The 25,604-nt window shown below is 34.0% G+C and carries 16 protein-coding genes; 1 reads left to right on the forward strand and 15 read right to left on the reverse strand.

Features of this window, described 5'->3' with window-relative positions; genetic code table 11:
* Window positions 1-3: 3 nt before the first annotated feature.
* The 5 genes from tssD (N456_RS11360) to N456_RS11375 all read right to left on the reverse strand — a co-directional run bounded on the left by tssD (N456_RS11360) (window position 4) and on the right by N456_RS11375 (window position 9,091).
* Window positions 4-402: a type VI secretion system tube protein TssD gene (gene tssD / locus N456_RS11360; protein WP_062056964.1), complete on the reverse strand. Its 399-nt coding sequence runs from the start codon at window positions 400-402 to the stop codon at window positions 4-6.
* 295 nt (window positions 403-697) lie between these two features.
* Window positions 698-1,018, reverse strand: coding sequence for a type VI secretion system tube protein TssD (gene tssD, locus N456_RS24430; RefSeq protein ID WP_158447883.1), 321 nt, complete (start codon window positions 1,016-1,018; stop codon window positions 698-700).
* A gap of 305 nt (window positions 1,019-1,323) precedes the next feature.
* Complete coding sequence (locus N456_RS11365; RefSeq protein ID WP_062056966.1) at window positions 1,324-6,852, reverse strand: alpha-2-macroglobulin family protein; 5,529 nt, start codon at window positions 6,850-6,852, stop codon at window positions 1,324-1,326.
* A gap of 175 nt (window positions 6,853-7,027) precedes the next feature.
* Window positions 7,028-8,104 carry an isoaspartyl peptidase/L-asparaginase family protein gene (locus N456_RS11370; RefSeq protein ID WP_062056968.1) on the reverse strand — a complete coding sequence of 359 codons (1,077 nt, stop codon included), beginning with the start codon at window positions 8,102-8,104 and terminating at the stop codon, window positions 7,028-7,030.
* 3 nt (window positions 8,105-8,107) lie between these two features.
* On the reverse strand, window positions 8,108-9,091 hold the full coding sequence (locus N456_RS11375) for a toll/interleukin-1 receptor domain-containing protein (protein WP_062056970.1): 984 nt from the start codon (window positions 9,089-9,091) through the stop codon (window positions 8,108-8,110).
* 382 nt (window positions 9,092-9,473) lie between these two features.
* On the opposite strand from N456_RS11375, the gene N456_RS11380 reads away from it, so the two are divergent.
* Window positions 9,474-12,353, forward strand: a complete 2,880-nt coding sequence (locus tag N456_RS11380) for a T9SS type A sorting domain-containing protein (protein ID WP_062056972.1) — start codon at window positions 9,474-9,476, stop codon at window positions 12,351-12,353.
* A 137-nt stretch (window positions 12,354-12,490) separates the two neighbouring features.
* On the opposite strand, the gene N456_RS11385 is transcribed toward N456_RS11380, so the two are convergent.
* From N456_RS11385 to N456_RS11420, 10 genes are all read right to left on the reverse strand, one after another.
* A complete protein-coding gene (locus N456_RS11385) occupies window positions 12,491-13,807 on the reverse strand; it encodes an ATP-binding protein (RefSeq protein ID WP_062056974.1) in 1,317 nt (438 codons plus the stop codon).
* A 148-nt stretch (window positions 13,808-13,955) separates the two neighbouring features.
* On the reverse strand, window positions 13,956-14,471 hold the full coding sequence (locus tag N456_RS11390) for a hypothetical protein (protein WP_062056976.1): 516 nt from the start codon (window positions 14,469-14,471) through the stop codon (window positions 13,956-13,958).
* Between the two features lie 83 nt (window positions 14,472-14,554).
* Entirely contained in the window at window positions 14,555-14,686 is a 132-nt protein-coding gene (locus tag N456_RS25155; protein ID WP_262482834.1) for a hypothetical protein, read from the reverse strand.
* A 54-nt stretch (window positions 14,687-14,740) separates the two neighbouring features.
* Window positions 14,741-15,211, reverse strand: coding sequence for a hypothetical protein (locus N456_RS11395; protein ID WP_148639299.1), 471 nt, complete (start codon window positions 15,209-15,211; stop codon window positions 14,741-14,743).
* Between the two features lie 55 nt (window positions 15,212-15,266).
* The gene (locus tag N456_RS23730; protein ID WP_082422514.1) at window positions 15,267-17,291 is read right to left on the reverse strand and encodes an eCIS core domain-containing protein; all 2,025 of its coding nucleotides are present in this window, start codon (window positions 17,289-17,291) and stop codon (window positions 15,267-15,269) included.
* Between the two features lie 126 nt (window positions 17,292-17,417).
* Complete coding sequence (locus N456_RS11405; RefSeq protein WP_062056980.1) at window positions 17,418-18,182, reverse strand: ParA family protein; 765 nt, start codon at window positions 18,180-18,182, stop codon at window positions 17,418-17,420.
* A 397-nt stretch (window positions 18,183-18,579) separates the two neighbouring features.
* Window positions 18,580-19,992 (reverse strand): vanadium-dependent haloperoxidase, encoded by a 1,413-nt coding sequence (locus N456_RS11410; RefSeq protein ID WP_062056982.1) that lies wholly within the window; start codon window positions 19,990-19,992, stop codon window positions 18,580-18,582.
* Between the two features lie 49 nt (window positions 19,993-20,041).
* Window positions 20,042-20,203: a hypothetical protein gene (locus tag N456_RS24435; RefSeq protein ID WP_158447875.1), complete on the reverse strand. Its 162-nt coding sequence runs from the start codon at window positions 20,201-20,203 to the stop codon at window positions 20,042-20,044.
* 249 nt (window positions 20,204-20,452) lie between these two features.
* Window positions 20,453-21,076 (reverse strand): hypothetical protein, encoded by a 624-nt coding sequence (locus N456_RS11415; RefSeq protein WP_062056984.1) that lies wholly within the window; start codon window positions 21,074-21,076, stop codon window positions 20,453-20,455.
* A gap of 7 nt (window positions 21,077-21,083) precedes the next feature.
* Window positions 21,084-25,595, reverse strand: a complete 4,512-nt coding sequence (locus N456_RS11420; protein ID WP_062056986.1) for an eCIS core domain-containing protein — start codon at window positions 25,593-25,595, stop codon at window positions 21,084-21,086.
* Window positions 25,596-25,604 lie beyond the last annotated feature (9 nt).

Consider the following 25,604-nt stretch of genomic DNA (forward strand, 5'->3'; position numbering starts at 1 on the left):
GTCTTATGATTTAGTAGGCCAGTTATTACCATGCTTAGCAGTACCGATTTCTATATCTTTGGCACTAATAACTACCTGTGCTGTCATAGCCTTACTGTTCTTACTATGATAGTTTTGTACATAATTGAGGCAAAAGGCTTCATCGAATTTGATTGTCTGCATTACAGACATGGCATCGGTATTAAAAAACTGTACTTTTCCGTTTTTTACCATAGTAGGGGATGCTGCTAATTCTGCAAAAAGGTTAACCTCTTTATGATATACAAGGGTTACTGTAAACTGCCCTGCTATAGGTCTAGAGTTGGGTCTGCCGTTATAATCGCTGTTCTGATTAATGGCTACGGTGCAATCTTCGATAGTAAATGGTATTCCTTCGATTTCTAATTTTCCTAAAAATGACATGTAATAATTTGGTTTTAAGAGTTTATACTAATTTGGATACTATCCAAAAGTAAATCATTAGTATTAGTTTACCATACAGATATCTGTATGAGATAGTATATTTTATAGAGATACTATCATATTGGGCAATGACTTTTATGTAATATAAAATTGGTTTTCAGTAGTTTGTGCATTTATTTACCGATATGTTATTTTTCTGTTTTTTTTAGATAAAATTATTGGTTCTAAGGTTATTGTTTATCACTTTATCTATCTACAGTCGAGAAATAGGTATCTACATTCAGGAAATTAACACTTACATTGAAGAAATTAACATTTTGGTTTTTTCTATGACAAAACCACTTTCTAGTTGCTGGGTTATTTCGTTTAGTGCTTCATTACGGATAACATCGTTATTAAAAAACTGTACTTTTCCGTTTTTTACCATAGTAGGGGATGCTGCCCACTCTGCAAAAAGGTTAACCCCTTTATGATATACAAGGGTTACTGTAAACTGTCCTGCTATAGGTTTAGAGTTGGGTCTTCCGTTATAATCGCTGTTCTGATTAATGGCTACGGTGCAATCTTCGATAATAAATAGTATTCCTTCGATTTCTAATTTTCCTAAAAATGATATACGATAAAATTATGTTTTTACAGATAAGGAAATAGTTTTTATGATCAATTTAAATTCCTTCTCTATCATAACAATAAATTCTATTCTACACTAGAATGACAAAACCATCCAGAAAAAGAGCATGAATTTTTAAAAACACTCTCAATAATAAATACATATTGTAATACTCAGCTTTAATTGATAGCAAAACTTAATGTATAAAACCATATGTCATATAGCAGTTGTTATCATGTTATATTTTCAGCAATTCGATTTATACCATAGGTTTCTATCTATGCGAAACCTATGGTATAAATATTGTTTTTTTATTTTATGACTTCAACCCACTTACCTTGTGTTCTTACAATATACTCATTATCATACATCGCACTACATTGAATGCCTGGTAGGTAATATTTTCCTAGATAAGAAGCATTTAATAGAATCGTCATGGTCTTACTCTCTTTAGGCTTTAGATCAAAATAGAAGTTTACCCGATCATCTCGTATATCAGTATAGGTAACAGCATTGGCTCTAAATGATCCAAAATCTGTAAAACGTGTATTAACGACCTCCCACCCTGATGGGAAAATTTCGGCTAGGGCTACATTCTTTATTTTAGTGTTTGTAGTATTAGTGATGGTTACTTCTGCAACAAAATCAGTTCCTTGTGTTAATTGTGTAGGGTTGATGATCGTACCAGATCTATCTTTATAATCTACAATAGCTCTAAAATTACTTTGCAGCACTTTTTCTTGCCCTACTGGTAGAATTCCGTTTGTGGCGATTTGTACAAAAATGGTGTTGTCTTTATTATTTTTAAATACTAATGTATTATTTTTCTGAATCGCTACTTCTCCTGATGTGGCTACTGTTTTATCAGTAGTAACTGTCCTTGATTTTCCATTTAGAGTATAGGTTACATCTATTCCTTTTCCTCCTACATAGTTTGCATATTTTGCCATTGCCAATAGGGCGTATGATGTAGTTTGTGTACTCATCCATTTTTTAGACGATAGTTTTTTGGCTAGGTCTACTGCTATTTTTTGTGCTTTTACTTTTTGATCTAGTGATACTAATGTTTCTAATGCCATTGCTTGATCACGATCAGCAGAGCCATAGGTGTTCTGATTATTTTTATCAGATATAAAATTGATATGCGCTCCGTTTAGCAATTGATTTGTTGCAGATGTCTGGCTTACTAATCCATATGCTGCAGCTAGTCTTAGTTTGGCATCGTTAGACAGGCTTGATGTTTCTCTTAATCGGTTCATAGAGGACAAATCAGGGCTACCTGCTAGTGCTAGCGTATATAATCGATAGGCTTGTGTTAGATCATTACCTCCACTTCTCCATCGTTTGGCTTGCTGCTGCTGATATGTAATCCAATTGTTTTTAAAACCAATTGGTAATACGTATCCTTGTTTATTAGCTTCTAATAAGAAATGACCTGCATAGGTGGTTCCCCAATCATCTGCATTACCATTCCCTGGCCAGTATGACATACCTCCATTGGGTTGTATAAAACGTTTTAGCCTATGGATTGCTGCTTCGATATTTTTCTGAATTTTTTGCTTTTTCTCTGATGGTAGGTTAAAAATTTCTCCTAAATGTAATTGTGGAAATGCTGCAGAGGTGGTTTGTTCTATACATCCGTGTGGATATCTAATCAGATAGTTTAGTCTACTTTCGAAATTCATGGCTGGTAATGATGAGAATTCTATTGTAGCACTAGTACTTCCTGTGATCCCAAAAGCTTCGAAATTCACTTCTTTCTGACTATTGGGTTCTATCACTACAGAGGTAACTTCTGTAGTCATTGGATTAGGGTTCATAATCGTAATTGGTACTTTATAGGATGCTCGTTCTCCTCCTCCTTTTGCGATGACTTCGATATCTGTTATTGAAGCGCCTTCTAACACCTGAATATCAAAGTAGGTCATTTTTTCATCAGGTTGTGGGAATGATAGTTTTTGTTGTGTTTCGCCAATTACTGTAAATCCTTTAGTTGGTTTTAGGGTAACGGTTACATTTTTTACTTTCTTTTCCATTGCAAAAACAGTCACAGGGATCGTTACTTTTTCTCCTGGGGTGATTTTTCTTGGAATTGATGTTAATACCATTAGTGGTTTACGTACTGGTGTGGTTTTATCAGCTCTACCATAGGCTGCGTTTTCTGAATCAGAAGCAATTATCATGGTACGTACAGATCCTACATATTTAGGAATTTTTATCGTATGTGATCGGTTTTCTCCTTTTTTAAGTTCAAAAGGTCCTTCAAAAACTACCATAGGTTTAAAACGGTTGGCTTTCTTAGATTTACTTCCTCCTGCTTCGGCATCTCCTCCGATACTAAACACCTGATTGACACTTCCACCATAGGCTCCGATAACATCATCGTATATATCCCATGTTTTTACTCCTAGTGCTTCGCGCGCATAGAAACTCGTCCATGGATTCGGGGTTTTAAACCTCGTAAGGTCTAGCAATCCTTCATCGACAATAGCAATGGAGTACGTCATTGGTTTACCGTTCGTTTCTCCTACTTTTAGGGTTATGGTTTCTTCTGGTCGAAGTACATCTGGCATTGTTATTTTTGGTTGTACCTTAGTACTAGGGTTTTCTACAGAAATTGGAACTATCCCATATAAACGTATTGGCAAATCATTAGCGGTAAAAGAATGTGGTTGTACTAATGTGATATTAATATAGACATTAGGGGTATATATGTCTTCGATTGGTAACTCGAATTTGGTTTCTCCTTTTTGGGTTAATACCCACTGTGATGATAGTACTTCTGTACCGTTTTCTACACTTACTAATGCTCTACCTCCTTCACTAGATGGAAATGTTATAATGGCTTTTTCTCCTACTGTATATGTACTTTTATCTGTAGAAAATAATAGCATTGCGGCGGCGGATGGGTCACTTTTTCTGGATTTACCTGCCCAGCCTGGCCAATCGATATACATTATTTTTCCGGTAGCATGCCCTCCATCAGGGTCTACTATACGTACTAGATATCTTCCCCATTCGGGGTATTTTAACTCGAACTTAAAACTTCCTTTACCGTTACTACTGGTAGTCACTTTAGTGGTAAAAACTCTATCATGATATGATCCACTATTGTAAGAGGATAGATTATCTTCTGAGGTATCCCACCACCATCTCCAATCTACTTTATAGATAGAGACTTCTAGATCTTTTACTGATTTTGGTTTCCCTTTATCATCTACAGAGACAACCTCGAAATTATGTTGTACATCGGTGAGTAACATTCCTCTTGCTTTATCTCCTTTTGGAACATTGACTCCGATATAGGTATCGTATGGCGAAAAGTCTTTAGAAATCACATCAGTACTAAAGTCACCTCCGTTTTCATATACTTTGGTAATAAAAGAAGCTCTTAGCATCCCTGCTGCTTTATTTTCTAATCTTGGTGTAAGACTAAAACTAGCTTTTCCTTCTCCTGATATAGCACCTTCAAACACTTCTTGTTCTTCTGCTCCAAAAGTACGGGTTGGATCATCAAAGACATATCCTGGGAATGTCTTAAAATTGGTAGGCTTAGGGTTAAATCTTACATTGATATCTGTCTGTAGGTTTTTTGCTACGGCACCATGTAACCATAATACCTCTAGATTACCTTGTATACTTTTGCTAATTCCTAATACCTCATCATCAAAAGTGGTTTTGATTTTAAGACGGTTTGGTTTTATTGTTTCTATTTTTAGTGTTTTGCTAAAACTTGCTCCTCCGACATTTACTCTAGCTTGCCAGTTCCCTGTAGGGGCATCATCAGGTGTTTTTACCACAAATTTGTAAAAATTATTAACCCCATTAGTTTTCGTTTTCTGATAGGTCACTTTTCCATAAGGATCTCGTAACTCGAATTTTACAGGGTGTCCTTTGGGTAATTTATTGGCATTATCATTAAGCATAAAAGATAAAAATAAGGTATCTCCTGGTCGCCATACACCACGTTCTCCATAGATAAATCCTTTAATTCCTTTTTGTAACTGCACTCCAGACACATCGAATTTACTTACTGATAGTGTGTTTCCATCATTTAGTTTTATATAGGTTTGTTGTTTTCCTGATTGGGCAATGGCAAAATATACTGGTCGATCTGCATCAAATCCTGTTATTCCTTCTGCATCGGTCATAGCGACTCCCATCTCTTGCTGTTGGTAATTATAAAACGTTACTTTTACATCAGAGATTGGAGTAGTTGTTACAATATCACTAACTGCTACGGTATAGGCATTATTTAGTCCTTTCTTAATGATTACTCCTATATTAGATGCTAGAATATTGGTACTTACTTTTTTATCTCTATAATAAGATACACTACATGGGTTATTTCTTTGATCCCAGTCATAATCATAATAGTCTTCATCGTAGTACTGTGAGTTATCCCAGAGACTAGTTTCTGCTTCTTCCTCATCATAATTCTCTACTAATTCATCTATTGGAGTACTATCTGCTACTTCGCCATCACATTTATATAAAGAATGTGCTCTATTATAGCTTAATTCTATTCTATAAATTGCACCTGGATCTGGTGTAATATACTCTTTTAAATCTATAGAAAATGCATTCCATTTACTTAGGTTTAGTGATGAGTTTTCCTGAAGATTGATTAGTTTTCTTGCGATAGGTCTTGCTACACTTCTTAGATCACTAGAACCTTCTAGCTCATTTTTTTGTAAAAATTGAAGGATATTATTTTTAAAAACTTTAACCACTTTCATTTCTACAGCTCGTAGATTAATGGCTGAAAAATTAAATTTTAGATTATCTGAGGTTGGTAAGATCACCCCACTCTGTACTAATTTAAGCTCTGGATTGGGTTGTTGAAAAGAGATATTCTCAGTGTATGTATGCTTTAACTTATAATGGTCTGTGCTTTGGATTCCTTCAAAAACAGTGACTCCTAAACTTCCTTTGAGTTCTTGTCTTGGGTATACTTTTAAGACATTACCGCTAACCGTATATTTTAAGTTTTTTTCGCCAGCAATGGTTACTAATCCATTAAAATTCTGATTTTTTTGAAGCGGGTCAGAAAAATTAATCTCTACATATTGAGCATCTGCATTGGCTACTGAAATACTGATGACAGAAAAATTATTTTTCCCTGGAATTGATAACATGGATGATCCTTCGGTGTCAATATCAAAGGATTTTCCTGACCATTTTATTGCTACTTCTGAGTCTTCATCAAAACGCTGAATACTATCGATTCTAAAACTAAATTGACGACTTTTGGTAACCGTTTCATTAAATTTAACACGTACTTTATTTCCATTTTGCATGGCTGTAACTAATTGCTTCGCTACATCAAACTTCATTTGATCACTTGCAGTTACTGTACCGTCAATATATTGCCAATCTTTACTGTAGGATTGTAGATTATCTGTAATTACTGAGAATTGCTGTTTCACTGTTTTCACCGTAAAAACGAATTCATTGTCTAAATCTTCTGGAAGATCTTTTACTAGGTTTCCTAAATCTAATGTAAATGTGTATACTGTGTCTGGATCAAATCCTTCTTCTGGTTTAAAAGAAATGGTTTGATTATTTACAGCTATTAGTTCTCCTTTTACTTTTGGTGATACTGTAAGTACGTTTTTGGGTAGTTCTTGATTATCATCCCAACCTGCTATAGGGTTTTGTAATACTACATATACGTTATCTAAAACTGAAATAGTCCCAGAAGATATATCTGATATATATTCTTGATATGTTTCTAATTCTGAAGCATTGGCTTCTGCTAAAGACTTTGCATCTTTTTGTTTACAAGAGAATATTATTCCTATAAAAAGGAATAGATAGAATATTCGTGATAATCGCATAGAGGGTTACTTTTAGTTGACTCTATAAAAGTAAACTATTTTTTGAATGCTCTACCTACTGTAAACAGGGAAATTTGATCTTATTTCTCTTAAAAACATAGATATAACAACATTTTTATATTTTTTTTCAAAAACATATCATTTTAAAGGTGTAATCACACTAATGGATCATTTTTTATTCATCCTTCTTATAAATCCCAATTGTAAGTTCATCAGTAGCATTCATTGTGGCTCGGTACATGCCTGCTGTATTAAACTCCATTGTTATAGCACCGTTATGATCTATCGCTACAATACCTCCTGTACCTCCAAGTTTAGTTAATTTATTTTGGATAACTTCTTTGGCTGCTTCTTTAAGAGATAGTCCTTTATACTCCATTAATGCAGAGATATCATAAGCTACCATCGCTCGTATAAAATATTCCCCCCACCCTGTACTCGATACGGCACATGTAGCATTATTAGCATAAGTTCCTGCTCCAATAATGGGCGAGTCTCCTATACGGTTCCATTTTTTATTAGTCATTCCGCCTGTAGAGGTTCCTGCTGCGAGATTACCGTGTTTATCGAGAGCTGCACATCCTACGGTTCCGAATTTGGAGTCTTTAATAGTATGATCATAAAAGGCAGTGGTTTTGTCAGCTTCTTTTTTGCTTATGGTCTCTTTTACCTTTTCTAAAGATCGCATTCTATCTTCTGTAAAAAAATAAGAAGGATCAACAGTTTCTATATTTCTCTCTTTAGCAAATAGTTCTGCTCCACTACCTGATAATAATACATGAGGAGAGTTTAGCATTACTTCTCTTGCGAGGTTTATTGGATTTTTGATTGTTTTTACTCCTGCAACGGCACCCGCATTTAGGGTACTTCCATCCATAATAGAGGCATCTAACTCATTTGTTCCTTGGTTGGTAAATACAGCTCCTTTACCTGCGTTAAACAAAGGAGAGTTTTCTAATACGTTTATTGTTTTTTCTACTGCTTCTAGACTTGTTCCTCCATTTTTGAGAATGGTATGCCCTATTCTAATCGCTTCTTCGAGCTTCATTTTATAAGCGGTTTCTTTTTCTGGAGTCATATTTTCTTTTAAAATAGTCCCTGCTCCTCCATGTATTACTATTCCAAAATTATCTTTTGGAGATAGAGTTTCTTCTATAGTAGTACCTACAATAGATGTTGTTGTAACTTCTTTTGGTTGTTCTTTACAGGCTAAAAACACTATAAAACTTAAAAAGATCACTATTCTTTTCATAATCTAAGATGGTTTGGGTTTATAATAATCTAGTAAAGCAATTCTTCCTTTAAAAAATCGAAAGGTTAAATGTAAAATATTTCCTCCATTATCTTCTATGCTTATAGATTTATTTAACTCAAAATCATAAGGTTGATGCTTTCCTCCTTCGATAGCAATATTATCCGCATATACTGCTATTTTGGTATTACTTTTTAAAATTGGTTTTATTCTACCTGAGATCCCTGGGATTTCTCCGGATTTATTGATAATAATAGAGCTAGAGCCTATAGATTTTTTGATCGCTACTTTGATATCTTCTTTAGGGTTTACATTGTCAAATACTACTGATGGGTATTCGGGGTGTGCTATAAGAACAGTATATAGTTTACGTGTTCGAATAATAAAATGAGATAATCCTTTTTCATCAGAAAATCCTTCGAGATATGTAGAATTATTAGCTACCAATACAATTTTAGCATTCTTAATTGTTTCTTCTTCTTGATTTACAACTTTGAGTGTAAACAGAAAAGGTTTAGGGCTAATCAAAGTAGAAAGTGTTGATAATTTACTTTTTAGAAAAGTATGGTCTTTTTTAAGCTTCTTTTCTATCAAACCTGCAAATTCATCTGGTGTCCTATCCTTTAGGTTAATATATCCTATTGTTTTTAGAACTCCTGGGATTTCTGTATCATCGAATCTAGCGGGTAGTATATATTCTCTACTTTCTTGAAAAGCTCTTGCTTGCATAGAAGCTCTCTCATGGTTTGTCCATAACTTTTTATTATAAAATCCCGATATAAAAAGTATGGTATATCTAGCTCTATTTTGATAAATCTCTGATAAGTATTCATATAAGTTTTTCCCCCACAGATTTGTTTCTTCAAATAGATCATAAAACACTTTAATACCTCTTGCCTTAAGACTATTCGCCACTTCTTCTACATACGCTCTATTCTCTCCTGCGAAAGAAAGCGCAATATCATATTCATAATTCTTGTTTTTCATCACCAACTGTTTTTTCTATTCAACCTAAAATCTGACCAATTCTATTCGTAATTATAATACAAAATTAATTTCTTTATTTGGAATATTTCCTAATTTTATAGGAATTCTTCCAACAAAATTTTTACTTTAAAACCGTAAAAAGAGTGTTTTTTATAGATGATATGATTTTTTTATGGGCATAATTATATAGGGTAAATCCTATATATAGTAGGGAAGAGAATAGTATGGTAATTATTAATGCAGAAGAATATAACTAGGTGCAAATATTGTTTCTAAATTTACGACCAATCATTTATGAAAATATTCCTGTTTTTTTCGTAACATTTTAATCCGATATGACATATACTTATAACATTGAACTAATATTAAAAACACTCAATAAATGAAAAAAATAGCGCTTATTATTTTCCTACTTTTATTTACAGCAGTAAAAGCTCAGGAAATAGAAAATTTACCTGTAGGGTTAATTACTATTAACACCCAAGATGAAGTTAGGATTGATCAATTAATAAAAAAGACTCATGCTTTTTTGGAAAATATATATAATCCAATGAAAATTTCCTCTATAAACCAATCTGGAGTAACATTTAGCTCTACTACATGGGGAGAAGGCTCCTGGGGAAATGGATATTTTACAACTGAAGTTGATTTGCCAAATTTTAATGGTCAAAGCCCTAATTATTCGGGTTGGTATACTGCATGTGACTATAATGATTCGTGTAAATGCCCTGATGATTCATGCCTTAGGAATGACTATCCTAGTTGTAGACCTATGATAAGAGAAATTGGCAGAATAATAGTGGGTTATATTAATGTATATGGAACTGGAACATTAAATGATGATACTCATATTTATAATCGGATATTAAAAGGAACAAAATATCTTCTAGACGAACAGCAAAAGGACGGTAATGATGTCGGGGCTTTTTGGAGTTGGAGATCACGACCAAATCAAACGACTCCAAATAGTGGAGGGCATAATGAAGCTGGATTTAATAATAAAGCTGAACAGTTCGAAGCGGGTTATGCAATGGAAGCATTAACTAAAGCTTATTTGTTCTTCAAAAAAAACGGGATCAATCAAAATGATTTTCAGTTACATGAAATTTTAACTTCAATAAAGAGTTTAGGAGATTGGTTTATTCCTCATGCTTTAGCTCATCATAATTATTATAGAGATAATAAAGATGGTACGTGTAAAAAAGAAAGCCATAGCAGAAATACCAATCAATTATCAAATAGTATATGGGGGCTTGTAAATGCATATAAAGTTACTAAAGAGTCAAAATATCTAGATACTGCAATCCAAGTATATGAAGAATCAATTGATTTTCATCAGGAAGAAGATGGTGCTTGGTCATATTCCTCTTGCGCTAAAAAAGAAGGTCCTAATGGAAAAGAATTCCATGATTCGCAAGGACACTATACGGGTAATATTTTAAGAAACTTAATATTACTTTATGATGAATTGTTTTGTGAGCATCCATCAATTATAACCAATGTAAAATATGCTAAGGATAATTTAAAAAATAGAATCATTTTAACAATTAATCATTTTTTAAAAGAAAATATGTCTCTTGACCTTAATAATAATCAAAATACCGTAAGATTAAGAGCCTATGGAGAAATTGCTGATTATAAAAGATTCGAAAAAGGAAATAAAGAAAAACAAGATATTGATGTAGAAATAGAATTATATGATGCGATGAGCACTTTGACTCATAGCCAATTGTATCATGAATTATCTAACAACGATCAAACTAAAATTGTAAAAATTGGAGATGCAGTTCTAAAAAGCTTAATAAATTCTTTTTATGATGGAAATGGAACATTAAAAGGTATTGGTAAGCCTTTTACAAGCTTCAGGCATCTATCTTTATATAAGCATAGACAAAAAAATAATTTCCGTCATAAAAATACAGAATTGGTTTTGAATAGTCCACAAGATAATATAGGGACCAATAAAATTGGTATTTACAACACCAATTATGAAGAGCATATAGGGTATACAAATGCAGGTAGTAGTGCTCATCTTATGACTACTGGTGATTTTGATAGAGATGGTGAAGATGAAATAGCAATTTACTCCAAAGTAGATGGAAGAATTTCGATACACAATAGTTATTATAATTCATATACTGGTTGTAATCCTTCTTATGTTAAGAGTATTGAAACTGGTTTTAGGTTACATGATCATATGGAGGCTTTGGATTATGACGGGGATGGATATAATGATGAAATTGTAATGCACAATAGAAGTTATGCTGGAAAAACCAATCGTATAGATATTTTAGACCTCAATGGTTATATCTCTACTAAATATTCTAATGCTGGTAGTGAGTTTGCTTTAATCACAACAGGAGATTTCGATAAAGATGGTAAAGACGAAATTGCTGCTTATAGTCGATTTGATGGACAAATATCGATTTACAATCCAGATGAAGCTTCAAAACTATCTCAAAGTGTTGCGTATACTGGGCATCTTCCTATTTATGGAGGAAGTATTTATACCGACTTCAAACTCCACGATCACATGAAGGCTTTAGATTATGATGGGAATGGTAAAGATGAAATTGTAATGCACAATAGAAGTTATGCTGGAAAAACCAATCGTATAGATATTTTAGACCTCAATGGCTATATCTCTACTAAATATTCTAATGCTGGTAGTGAGTTTGCTTTAATCACAACAGGAGATTTTGATAAGGATGGTAAAGATGAAATTGCTGCTTATAGCCGATTTGATGGACAAATATCGATTTACAATCCAGATGAAGCTTCAAAACTATCTCAAAGTGTTGCGTATACTGGGCATCTTCCTATTTATGGAGGAAGTGTATATACTAAATATAAATTTTATACACAGTTAGATGTTTTAAGAGTAACGCGAAAAGATTATTTGTATACTAGCCCTGATTATAATTATATTGTTAAACCAGTATCAAAATCTAAATTTCAACCAAGCTTTAATGAAGAAGAAAAAAATACAGCTAAATCTTCTTCAAATAAAATATTGATATACCCAAATCCTATAATAGAAAAGGAGTTTACTATTTCTTTTACGATGAAAGAAAGAAGTGAAATCGAAATAAGTTTATTGAATATAAATGGAAAAGTAATAGGAAAATTATTTAATGGTGTAAAAAAATCTGGAGTTCATGAATTTCATTACAAAAATAATAAATTAGAGAAAGGGTTTTATATTCTTACTATAAGGATGAATGGCAAATATTATAAATCAGTTAAAATTATCTGTAAATAAAATTAATAGACAGTATCCATAATTTTGTATAAAATTTAAAAATTAAACAAAAAAATATCGAGGGTTATAACTCTCGATATTTTTTATTACATACTACATTGATGTATTAGTCCCGATAACTATAGTATGGATTTGTCTTATCGCATTACTCTTCCTCCTTTTTGGTATTCTCTTTGGATTCCGTTTATAATATATTCTTGATACATTGTTTTTTTATGGGCTCCTAATGCGGATAAGCATGCATATTGAACTACATTCATAATCTCTGCACCAGATAATTCATACCGCTGTGCAATAGCCTCTAGATTAACACCCTGATGGATTCTTATTTTAGAAGGAAACGCATTTTTCCATAGTATTAGTCTTTCTGATGCCTTAGGAAGTGGAAAGTGTACAATCGACTGAAAACGTCGCACAAATGCATCGTCTATGTTACTTTTTAGATTAGATGCTAGAATAACTAATCCTTTATAGCTTTCTATGCGTTGTAAAAGATAGGAGACTTCTTGATTTGCATACTTATCGTGGGCATCTCTAACATTGGTACGTTTACCAAATAGTGCATCTGCTTCATCAAAAAAGAGGATATTTTCTGTTTTTTCGGCTTTAGCAAGAAGATTCGCTAAGTTTTTTTCGGTTTCACCGATAAACTTAGATACCACCATAGAAAGATCTATCTTATACACATCCTTACCTGTATGTTTTCCTAATAAACTTGCTGTTAATGTTTTTCCAGTTCCTGGTGGGCCATAAAATAATGCACTATACCCTGGTTTTAATTTTTTATACATTCCCCAATCATTAAGCAAAGTGTCTCCATGTGTAATCCAGGTTTGTAATTCTTGGATTTGCTGATGTGTTTCTTCACCCAATATCAGGTCATCCCACTCTAGTTTGGTTTCTATAATCTGAGCAGGAAATTTCATGCTAAAAGCGGGTTTACTGACCTTACCTAATACGAATAGCTCTGCATACTCCTGCGAAAGTACTATTTTACCACTCATCCAAGGTTCTCCATTAGGGGATTCTTCTAACCATAGGATATGGTTTTTTGCAAAAAAATGATCTGGAGTAAAGAATTCTAGAATCTCTTTTCTTTTTATAAAATCTGTTCCTGTTAGTACAAATAATGCGGTTTCTCCTGTGGGGAGAAATCCTCTAAAATTTTTACCTCGTGATCCTCCCAATTGTGGAAAATCTCCTGTAGATTCTAATTTATCTTGTATAATTCCGTCTAAAAATCCGCTATCAATATGTGGGCTTACTGCAAGGAGTAATAGTGTATGTTCCTCGGTACTTAGATTAGCGTTTTTTATTACTTCTGGAACAATAATATCCCAATGATCTAAAGAAGGAATCTTAGGCAGCTCTACATCTGATTCTTGATTAAAATAAGTCTCTAAACGGTATTCTATGAGCTCTCTGAGATAATTGAATTCTGGTAAGTTGGTCATGTATACTTGTTAGTTTTGTTTTACTGTAAGATCGTGAAATTATAGTGATAATTCATATATAGTTTATAAATTAGATTACATTCTATTTCTTATATATGGTATATTCTTGTATTATTTTATCTATTCGTATTTGAGTTTAAAAATTTATCTAATCTGGTTTTAGAGGATAACAGCATTTATATGTTGCTTTAGCTAAACAGTCATGTAGCCATTTTTTTAAATCTTCTTTTGTTTTATACTTGTATGAAAAACTACCTAAATTCATAAAAGAAACTGTGTATCTATTATCGGTTCCTTTTTTCTTTATCATTACTTTTAAATTCACTTTCTGTATACCTTCCCTCTTAAGTGAATACACAATCGCATACCTACATTCCTTTTTAAACTCTGGAGAAACTATAATATGTGTTTTTAGAGTATCATTTTTTGATACCTTTAAAGATCGATAATATTTTACTTTTCCGGATTTATATTTTGTTATTAAATAATCTGTAAAGCCATTACTGTAAATTATATCATCTTCTTGAGCAAAGACTTTAAAATGCATCGTACCTTCATCATACTTGTTATCAGAGCATTGAAAAAACAAATTCAATAAAAGCAGTAAAATTCCTATTTTATAAAATACCTTAGTCATAAACTGTAATTGTTCCAACGCTTTCATTATTTACTGCAATATAAATATCATTATTGTACACAGATAGTGCAGTACTCTTACCATTAAACAATCGTAATGATGATTCTTCCTTAATATTGTAAATTCCATTTTATCAAATGAGCATTCCATTGTCCTACAGCATTATTACCATCCATATTTTTTGTCTTTTTTGAACAGGCCAAAAGAAGAAAAGAACAGCACAGCATTATAATACTCTTCATAATTAATATGTTACTTTAGTTTCAAAATTTTTCTTTTTCGGTTATAAGTAATTATTATATTTTCTTAATTTTTAATTGAATAGGGATTTTAGGGATGCTTGTACCACTAGATATTTCTTCTTTTTCGTAATCGATTTCATATTCTGCGCTGTAAATTTTATTATCTGATAGTATATACTGTTTGTTCAATTCTGAATTAATTTGTTGACTTTGCATATCCTTAAATACAGAAAGTTTAATATACCCTCCTAAATAAGCTGGCGGGAATAACACATGGAATTTCTCTTGATCAACTTGGATCGTATCAATCGATGAAGAACTCTTCAATATATTTTCATTTGTTGTATTCATCCTTATTCCTTTATTAACAAGAATAATAGTCCCAATTGGAAAGCTTGTTTTACACTTCATCTCAATTATTTCTTGTTTTGAATTATTAATAAATAAATCGAGATTGTTATCAACAATCTTAAAGTCATCAACTGTAATGTACAACTCTTTAGCTTCTTTATTACATGAATACATAAACAAAATCATTAACAATAGTATTGGATTAAAAATAATCCTGTTCGATAAATGTTTAATATGACACCCTTGGTTTGTGTTTATTTTTTTTCCCATGTGCACTTTTTGCTTCATTTCTTCTTTTAATAACATTCGATTTATAATTCACCGCTCTTGATCCTCTCCCATTGTAAGCTCTAACTGCTTCAGCCCAACTTAAAACTGATTTTCTTTTTTCGAAAACCCATCTAATTCCGGTTCTTACCCAAAAATCATAATCTATATTTCTATCTTTTCCTATTGGTTTTTTATTAAATTCTTTCCACGCTCCATAAAATCTAGTATCTGACCAATAGAAGTAATCCCAAGTTTTACCATTACCAGACCTTTTTTGAAGTCCTGATAGTTTAAGCTTTTCTGAAGAAGTTAAAGATGCTTTTTTTTGTAAATCTTTATATTCCTTTTGAGCTTTATATAAATCTTTTTTTACATCGTTTATTTTATATTTTGCTGCTAATGCAGCATCCATTTCATTCATCATTAATGTCAAGATACTACCGGAACTATCAATAGCTTGCATTAAATTAAATCGAGTCATTGGATCTCCTTCATACCTTTGAGATTCATATAAATATTGACCCGATGTTCCCATCTGAGATTCCTGAAAAATCATAGATTTCACAATATTTGGGTCAAGCTTGTCCCATTTATTAGGTGCTCCTATTTGCTTATGATAATAATCTGTCCATTTTTTAATACTTGCATCAAAAGCATTAAACATTGTTTCTTGTATAAGTTTTCTATTTAACGTTTTTTGTCTGATTTCTTGTACTCCTTTTAATCGTTTTAATTCGGCTTCATACCCTCTTAAATTATTAAACTTCTTATATTCTGGTTTCTTCTTTTCCCAATCTGCTATTTTTTGCTCTCCTTTCTCAACAGATGCTACTTGACCTTCAACCCCAGCATTATATTGATAGAGTCCTGATGTACCTCCTTTTGGTTGGATGTAAGATTTTTTTAAGATAATAGTGTGTACTTTTTTATCACTCCCTACTGCTTTTCCATGAACTACTGTTTTATTATTATCCCAGCTCGTAATAGTTAATTCTGTACCTTCAGGATATTTTACTTTTCCTCCACTAGAAATTAAACCTGTATTTAAGATAAATACCTTACCTATCATTTCTGCAGAAGCCTTCTCAGGAGTAAATTGTTGTTGTATATTAGGTTTTTCAGCATCCTTATTCTGCTGCACCACATGTGTTAACTCATGTGCTAGTAATCGTTTTCCTTGGGTGGTTTCGGGATTATATTTTCCTGAGTTAAAATACACATCTTTACCATGGGTAAATGCTTGTGCTCCTAGTTCTTTATTCATCGTTACAGCATCCTGATCGGTATGGATACTAACATCACTAAAGTCCCTCCCAAAAGAAGCTCCCATTTCTGCTTGCAGGTTTTTTGACATCTTTTTACCTCCTCCTGCTTTACTTTTGATCTGATTGGATAATCGTGTACTTGCTGTTGGTGTAGTCCCAGAAGTATGTTTTGCCTGTACCGTTTCTTCCTCTTCTTTTTTCTGTATAGATTCCTCTTCTTCTCCTTCCATCTTATTAATCATTTCTTCTTCTGGAGCTTCTTTTGTATTTACCATACCTTCCTCTTCTTCTTTTTTTTGTATGGCTTCCTCCTCTTCTGCTTCCTTTTTATTCACCATCTCTTCTTCTGGAGCTTCTTCTCTTTGGATTTCGGGTTTTTCTTGTATGAGTTTATCTTGTTCTACTCGCTGTTCTGCTGTTCCTAGTTTTTCATCTTCTTGGGGGGTTGCTAATGATTCTCGCTGTATGCTACTTATTTCTTTATTTTGTATCTCTGGTTTTGAGCTTTTACTGACTACAGCATCTGCTACACTATCTGCTTCTTTTTCATACTTATCGCCTGGTTGTCCTACGGTAAGTTTGGTCTGAACTGCTCCACCTTTTGCAATATTAAAAAAAGGGTTCTTAGTTTCTTTAGAAAAGAATGGGGTTTCTTTAGTTTCTCTCCCTTCATTATGATGTGGGCTCTTGTGACGGCGACTGGAAAATATACTTTTCATCGTTCTACATTTTTTAAATCCTAATTTATGCTACTCAATTTTTATGGAGATCTCTGCGAAATGTATACTAAGCGTAAACAAGGTGCTGAAATGAGATTACATTTCCTTTTAATCTTACTTACTACTTTACATAAACTTAGACAGAAATTCTATAGTAAACTCACTATAATCTTTAGCTCCATTGGCATTTTTATCATAGGTAAAAATATCTTTACCCTGTTCTTGAGCATTTGCCAATGCGATATTGCTTCGAATATGTGTCTTAAAGATCATTGCCTCAGAAAACTCTTCTTGGAGCTGTGACTTAATCTCTTGGTTCATTTTTTTTCTATAATCGTATTTGGTTAATACGAATCCTAATAGTTTAATTTTTTTATTTAGTTTTTTTACAAGTTCAAAGTGTTTTAAAAAACTTCGTACTCCTTTTAGAGGTAAAAATTCTGCTTGTAATGGTATCAAAACAAAATCACTACTTACCAATGCATTGATGGTTAACATACTCATTGATGGCGGACAGTCAATAAATACAAAGTCATATCCTTGTAATGGTTGTATTAATTGCGAGAGTATTTGTTCTCTACCATATACACTGGCTAACTCTAATTCTGCTCCTGCAAGATCTAATGACGAAGGGATTAGGTCTAATCCAGAAGCATTAAGTAGTACATCTGTAATATTGGTTTCTTCTCCAAAGGCTTCTTGTCTTAATATGGTATATATTGATTTTTCTATATCTTCTGTAATCCCTAATGATTGCGTAAGGTTTGCTTGTGGATCTACATCTATCAATAGTACTTTTTTGCCTTTCTTTTGTAATCCCGCAGCAAGATTAATTGCTGTAGTTGTTTTACCTACTCCTCCTTTAAAATTTGCTATTGAGATTACGTTCATAAGATTTTTATCCTTTTAAAAAAGGAATTTTTATTGTTTATCGTATACAATTTAACTATTTACACCTTTGTTTTCTAACAGTTTAACACCTCTTTTTAAAAATAATCAATAATCTCGAAACTCCGCTATTAACTTATGCTTGTAAAAGCAAAAGAGGCATTTGTTTCCATCATGGATTCCAACCTACACTGTAATGACAAACAGAAAGTATTTCTTTTTTAGTAGCCTTGTCATTCTGTTTCAGGTCAGAATCCATAATTAAGACCTTTTAGTCAATAACTTAAACCCTTAACCTAATAACATTATCCGAGTAATTAAGGGTGCTATGAATCTTTAAAAAAAAGGGCATTTTTTAGATTCTAGCCTACACTGGAATAAAGTTATAGCGTATCAAAACTTATCCAAGTTCTGCATTAAAATACTGACATACTTTGTCCCATACTTTGCATCCTATTCTATTTCCTAGTTTACGCCCTTCTAGATCACCATTTTTAAAATGGATTCCTCCGTATAATCTAGAAATCCCTGCTTCATTAGCGCAATGTTTTATTGTAGGCCATTCTATAGTTACCTCTTCTGCGGGAGTGCATCCTGGTTCTATTTTAGAACCTCCTTTAGGAATTGTTACTGATTCTCCGTATGTATTGCTATCACAAAAACAAGATAATACCTCTTCTGCTGCTGCACTAAAGGTACTATGCCCAGAGACGTATTCTGCAAATGGTGGTGTAGGAATATACGGAGTCCAATTTTCGCCTTCTATGGTTTTTGTTCCTTCGCAAGGACCTCCCCATGCTTCTATAGTCTTACCTCTATAAATATCTTGGATTACTGATATTGGTCGTATATAGTCGTAATATACTTTGCTGTCCCAAGCGGCGATTCCTGCATCTAATAGTGCATTACTTAATGCAAAAAACATTTTGATATCATATGCATTTTTATATCCATACATTTTGGATAGGTATCGGGCTTGTCTACAGCATTGTTCGGGTGGGGTTGCACTGCGCTCTCCGCCATCTTTTGGGGAGTCTACAAATTTATCTTCATGCATTCCTGCCCAAAACTCTGCCATAAGCTTTTGCTCATCGGTTAATTCTGCACTGTATTCTAATACTAGGTCTGCTTGTCGTTTATATTCTCGCTGATCACAGAATGCTGGTGATGGGGGTCTGCATTGCCCTGCCCAAGATAGTGCGAATGGTCGTACTAATCCCCAATGTGGTGTAAGAAATTCTTGTGGCTTATGGTTTACTAATTGTGGTTGCCAGTTTTCTTCATATTTTAAGGGTTGTGGTACGGGAGGATTTAGGGGGCGATAATTCGTGTAATCAGCATATCGTCCTTCTTCTAACGTAGCATATTGGTTGGCTCCATCTCCTGCACGACTTTCTATAATGAGTTTAGCGGATAGGTTTCCTAATCCTACTGCATTATTAGGTTCTAAGTCTTTGTTATCGGGATCAAAATCACAGCTACACATAAAATCTCTAAACATATTTTTTTTCTCTGGTGGTAACTGTAACCAGAATAGCTCTTGTGCTACGGTATATGCTGCATGACTGTATGCTGTTTCTCGATTTCTGGAAGTACATTCTGCTTCTGATTGCTTAAAATAGCTCCCTGTAGTAGTACTTACTTCACAACCTCCATCGTTATAATTAGTCCATGCATCATACATGGCTGTATGTACCATTGCTAATGCTCTTGCTGCTACTGTAGGTGACATCCCAACATAATGGATGGCATCACAGGTTAATCGGTTCCATTGATGTGCTTTACTAAGTGTGTGTGTGTCATTTGCTGCCATTGGTTATTATTTTTTATATATTCTTATTATGTGTTTATTTGTTTATCCTTTATAATTCTATATATCTTCTTCTTTTCCTACAAAATGTAGCTCCTATCATTCTTTTTATACTTCTGAGGTATCCATAATGCCTTTCTTTTCCTACAAACACCCTTCCCGCTCCTACACTACTACCTCCCTGCTTCATTTTTATCGACCATCGGTATGCCATATCCTTTCCCAGTCCTACAAATAGGCTTCCTTATGACTATTATACCGACCATCGGTACATTAAGTGCTTTCCCTGTACATAAAACCTTATTCCCAGCACTATTTTTATCGACCATTGGTCATTGGATATTTTATCTTTATCAAAACATACCTTTCTGCTTATTGTTTTTATCGATTATTGGTATATCCTGTTTTGTTTTTTTGTTTGCTCTTATCATTACTATCATAGACTAATGGGATCGAGTTTTCATTATTTTTTTGACAATCGTAATGATTCATACTTCTCTACAAAAATTTCCCAACTAAAATCAGAAAAAAGCTGAAGCATATCCGTTTGAAAACTTTTTATCAAATCATTCTCTAATTGATCATCCTGAATGTAAAGTAAAATTTGAGGCCAGTTCTTATATGCTTTTGCTTCATAAAGCATTGTAATATATCCTTCAAAATTTACATCGAGATACGATAAACTAACACTACCTGAATTGTGTAAATAAATAGAATCAAAAACCTCATCTGATTTCATTATAAAACCACAAAGAATTTCTGGGCTTACTTGATCAAATGGTCTAAAAAACTTTAGATTCTCATTAATCTTCAAATCCCTATTTTCATATACAACACCTTCCCAACTCGACTGTACTACGTCTAATTCTAAAAACTCTACATTTCCATATGCTTGATCAACTTCTTTGGCTTTCCAATTTATTTTAAATCCATTTACATGTTTTAAAATATTCAAATAAGATTCATCTAACAAAGTTCCTTTTTCATTCTCTATATCTATTGAACTTGAAAACCAAAAATCAAAATCTATTTTTTTTTGAAGCTTAGACTCATAAAGCTTAACTTGTAAATTTTCATAAAACAACATATTCAAATCAATTAAATTTTATTATACTTCTATCCATTCCACTTATCTTATCAAGTGCAATTTGATATAGGATTTTTTTCTCTTCCATGTATCCGTCAGCTTTTGGTAATTTGTTTTTTATTTGCCCAATATTAAAAATAGTACCTGGAACCAAAATGGCTGAATTTTTAATCACAGAAATAATATCTCCTGCTATACCTGTTGCATCCTTTAATTCTTGAATTGAAGATGATTTGATTCCAACTGCTTTTACTATAACTCTTTTAGTTGTCTTATAACTACTTAAATTTGTATCAATTGGATTAATAATTCCTCTTCCCGAAACAATAGTCTTATCTTTTACCCATTTACCATTTGAATTTTTCTTAAGTACATCAGCACCTAACATTAAACCAGAAGGAATCTTATTCTCTATTTTTCTAATTTTTTTAACATTTCCTCTTTCTTCTTCTGGTATTCCTGCTCTTTCAAATTCATCATCAGTAATTGTCTCTGATGATATTTTTGGTCTATCATATTTAGCAGAAACAGTATATCGAACAACAGCTCCTGCCCTTACAGCTATCTTTACGGGGTCTTCTGCTGCTTTTAAATGATTTTTATTCCCTTTTACTGACAAAGGAGTTAAATTTTTCAATTTACCTGGACCATGAAGATGTTCATTTATCATATGCCCTCTAACGTAATAAATACCATTGCCTAGCTTTCTCATAAATAAGGTTTCGTAAGCTGTATTAGTTTCTTGTGGAGTTGATCCAGGTTCTCCTTCTCTAGATAATGTTCTTCCTTCTACTCTTTTTGCAAATCCTTCACTTGTTTGACCATTATACACAATGATAGATTTAGGCAACTCACCTTCTTGTATTCCCATCAAAATAGCTGTCAATGGGGCAAGCTCTGTTAAAAACGCTTTAACTCTAAATTTCTTTTTCTTACTATCTTTTTCTTTTTCTTTTTCATTAGCTCCTTTTAGAGGTCTTTTAGATTCTTTATCAACCTCAACAGCCTTTGCTTTAGCATTTATTTTGGTATTTAAGGCAGATTTATTCTCTTTAGGTATCTTAATTCTTTTAATAAAATCTAAATAATTTTCAGGAGTACTTGCCACCATAAGTACTGCGCTTTTCTCAGAACCTTTAAAGAACAACTTATGCTGTTTTCCATCTTTACCTTTAAACTTCTTCTTAGCTTTCCACCACTTGATAATTCCTGCAACAGCTCCTTTCACCTTTGCTTTTCCTTTTCTTACTAATTTTTTAAAGGCTTTTTTAGCTTTTAGAAGTAGTTTATTGATCGCCTTATCGATACGCTTACGTACCTTTTTAACGATCTTTTGTACTTTGGATGCTATTTTACTAATCCCTAATAATGCGGCTAAGAATCCTATCACTACAGGAAGTGCGGTTGCTAGTGCTTTTTCTATGGTCTGAGCTACTTTTTGTACTGATCCTGAGGCCACGGCTTTAATACCTGCTATAAAGGCGTTAACGAGTTCTAAGATCTGACTCCCTCGCTCTACAAAGAATTTAACGATCTCTATAATTGCCATGGCTGCTTTTACAAAGGCTCCTGCTGGATTCATTAAACCTAATACCCATTTGATACCTGCTTCAATCACTGTGGTAATCACCATACTCTTTATCGCATCGAGAACTGTTTCTTTAAGATCCTGAAATTCTTCTTTGAGGTGTTTCCACAGTCCTGAAATCCCTTCGTTTTTGAGCACTAAAAATAACTCAAATCCTGTCTCCATAGCGGATACCATTTTCTCCCCCATTACCTTAACGGCTTTTCTGCGTATAAAATCCCAAGTCACTCCTAATATCTGACTGACAAGGCTGAAAATCCCTTCGAGACTAAAGAGGTTTTCGGGCATGGTAATCCCCACTGGTCCTAATGTACCTGTAAGCCATTTGATTAATCCTGATTGTAGGTGGGCAAAGATATTTTTTCCAAAATTGGTAAACCCTAGGCTAATTCCTGAAATTAGATTGCTTAAGAATCCTATAGGGTCCCTGATAATAGCGCCTATAGCTTCTAATGCTGTGCTTAGTAAGTTGGTCAATACGTTTTTGATCTGCATGATCACTTTGATCACTGCTCCAATCGCATCGAGTGCCATATCGATAAGCCCTCGGTTGGCGGATTTCATCTCTTCGATACGAGCGTCTACGACTTGTAATTGCTCATTGTATTGTTCTGCCAGACTATCAATCAATTCTTCTTGCTTACTATCTACGGATTCTGTTAATTCATCAAACTTATTTTGTATCCCATCTGCGGCTTCTTTACCTATATTTTGTAATTCTTGTGGTAAGGCAGTTACATACTCTTGGACTTCTTGCTGTCCTTTAGTTATTCGGGTTTTGGCTTCGGTTAGTTTATCTGCCACTACAGTAGCAATGGTCGTAATAACCGAATCCATCTTATCTATAAATACTTGTCTTCCTTCTACAAAAAATTTATTTACCTCATCGGGTAATCCTGTAAATACGTCTCCTATCCTACGGAAAAAACCGCTTACTCCTCCGTATCGCTCCTCGCGATACTTATCCATTTTCTTTTCTATAAAATCTTCGAATGCTTGCTTGGCAAGAGAGGCTCCTGCTTTAAACAAAAGGTGAACCTTAGAATCAAGATCACTAAGAATGGTTTCTACATCGGTTTTGGTGGTTTCGTACAGGGTATTGATTTCATTGGCTATACGAGTACGTTCTGCTGTATCAGTTTGGCTGGTTTGCTGTTGATTGCCTTGTACTTGCCCTAAGACTTGTGTTCGATCACCATGCATTCCTACTATGGCTTGCTGACCTTTATTTTCTGCAGTAACACGGGCATTGGCTAATATTCCTTGCTCTTGTTGTCTAAATTGATTTGGTGCGTTTTGGGTATGGCTTTTTGCTTTTTGTTTTTCGCCTAATGCTCCTGTAAATTGTGGCTCATTAGAGTTTGCCAATTGCTCATCTGTAATCTGATTATCAGACATCTGCTGATCTACCTCACTCATGTTATCGGTAAGCGGTTGATTAACCTCTGCATTGCCTCTGGAGGGGGGCATGGCTTGATTGGCACCTACACTTGCTGGTAATCCTCCTGATTGCTCTGCTTGGAGTGGTGTGATCTGTCGTTCTGGTACGGCAGATGTATTGGGTGCTGCCTGGGTTGTCGATGCTATAGCGCCTGCTGCATTATCGCGCTCTGCTGATGCATCTTGGGTTCCTTGTTCGACAACTTCATTGATGTTATTATTGTTTTCAAAATCATCTGCCTGATCTTCATCTTTAGGCAATTCCATGCTTTCTATACGTTGCATCAATTGTGCCTTAAAGGTTGCTGCATTAAACTCTCCTGCTTCTTGCTCCTCCATAGTCTCTACCTGAGCTGCTTGTGCTGTACTTGCTCGCTCATTGGTAGGGGATACTGCTGCTGCTTGTGCTGCTGATGATGCCGTGGTAGCTGGCTGATGTGTTTGTTGCTCTGTCGCAGTAGTGCCTACTCTATGTTCTAATTTCTTAAAATTAGGGTCTTCCTCGGCACTTCTTGGGGTTGTGGTGGCTGGTTGTTTTCCCCCCTCTGAGGGCTGTTGTGCTTCTCCTTTTGCTGGTACGACTTCTGATGCTTCTTTTTTATCTGATACTGTAGTTGGTGTAGTAACTTCTGAATCTGGTTCTACTTTACTTTGTGATGCTGGTCCTGAAGCGCCTTGCTGGATAGTATGGGTGAGCTCATGCGCTAATAATGTTTGTCCAGATTGGGTGGCTGGATTGAATTTGTTTTCATTAAAATAAATATCATTTTTATTCGTAAATGCCTGCGCTCCTAACGTTTTATTCATCGCTACGGCTTTACTATCGGTATGGATTTTTACTCCACTAAAATCTGCTCCAAAACCAGATTCCATCTGAGTTTTGGCACTACCAGATAATGCAGAACCTTGACCTTTGGAACTGCGTAAAGTTGTACTAAAATCTTCACTAGGAAGGGCTATATTGGCTGATTTAGTTTGTATTGGATCATCCTTTTTTTGTAATTCTTCATCTTCTTGCTGCTGTAGTTCCTCTTCACCTTCCTTTTTTTGGACTTCTTCCTCTTGCATCATCTGAATGTTCTCTTCATCGTCCTCCTTCTTTTGAATGTCTTCCTCTTCTTCTCTTTGTACTGGAGCTACCTCTGATAAATTACCTATGGGTTGTATTTGTGCTGCAATAGGTTTTTCCTGGATCGTATCTTCTTCAGTTTTTGTTTGTACTGGAACTGATGAACTGGTACTCCCTGATGCTCCTGTAGGCTCTGTTTTATCAATCACTTTCTCGGCTACCTGATCGGCTTCTACTTCATACTTATCATTAGGCTTACCTACTTTTAGTTTGGGTTGTACGGTGGGTGTGAAAAATGGTGTGGTAGCTTCTTTAGATTTTGAAAAAAAACTGCCTTCTCCTCCTTTGTTAAAGAAGGGTTGCCGCTTTTTCTGAATCGTATTTTTTGCGGTAGTGCTTTTTTGTACTTCTGCTACTTTCACCTAATTAAA

The organism is Aquimarina longa SW024, assembly GCF_001401755.1.
Taxonomy (GTDB): Bacteria; Bacteroidota; Bacteroidia; order Flavobacteriales; family Flavobacteriaceae; genus Aquimarina; species Aquimarina longa.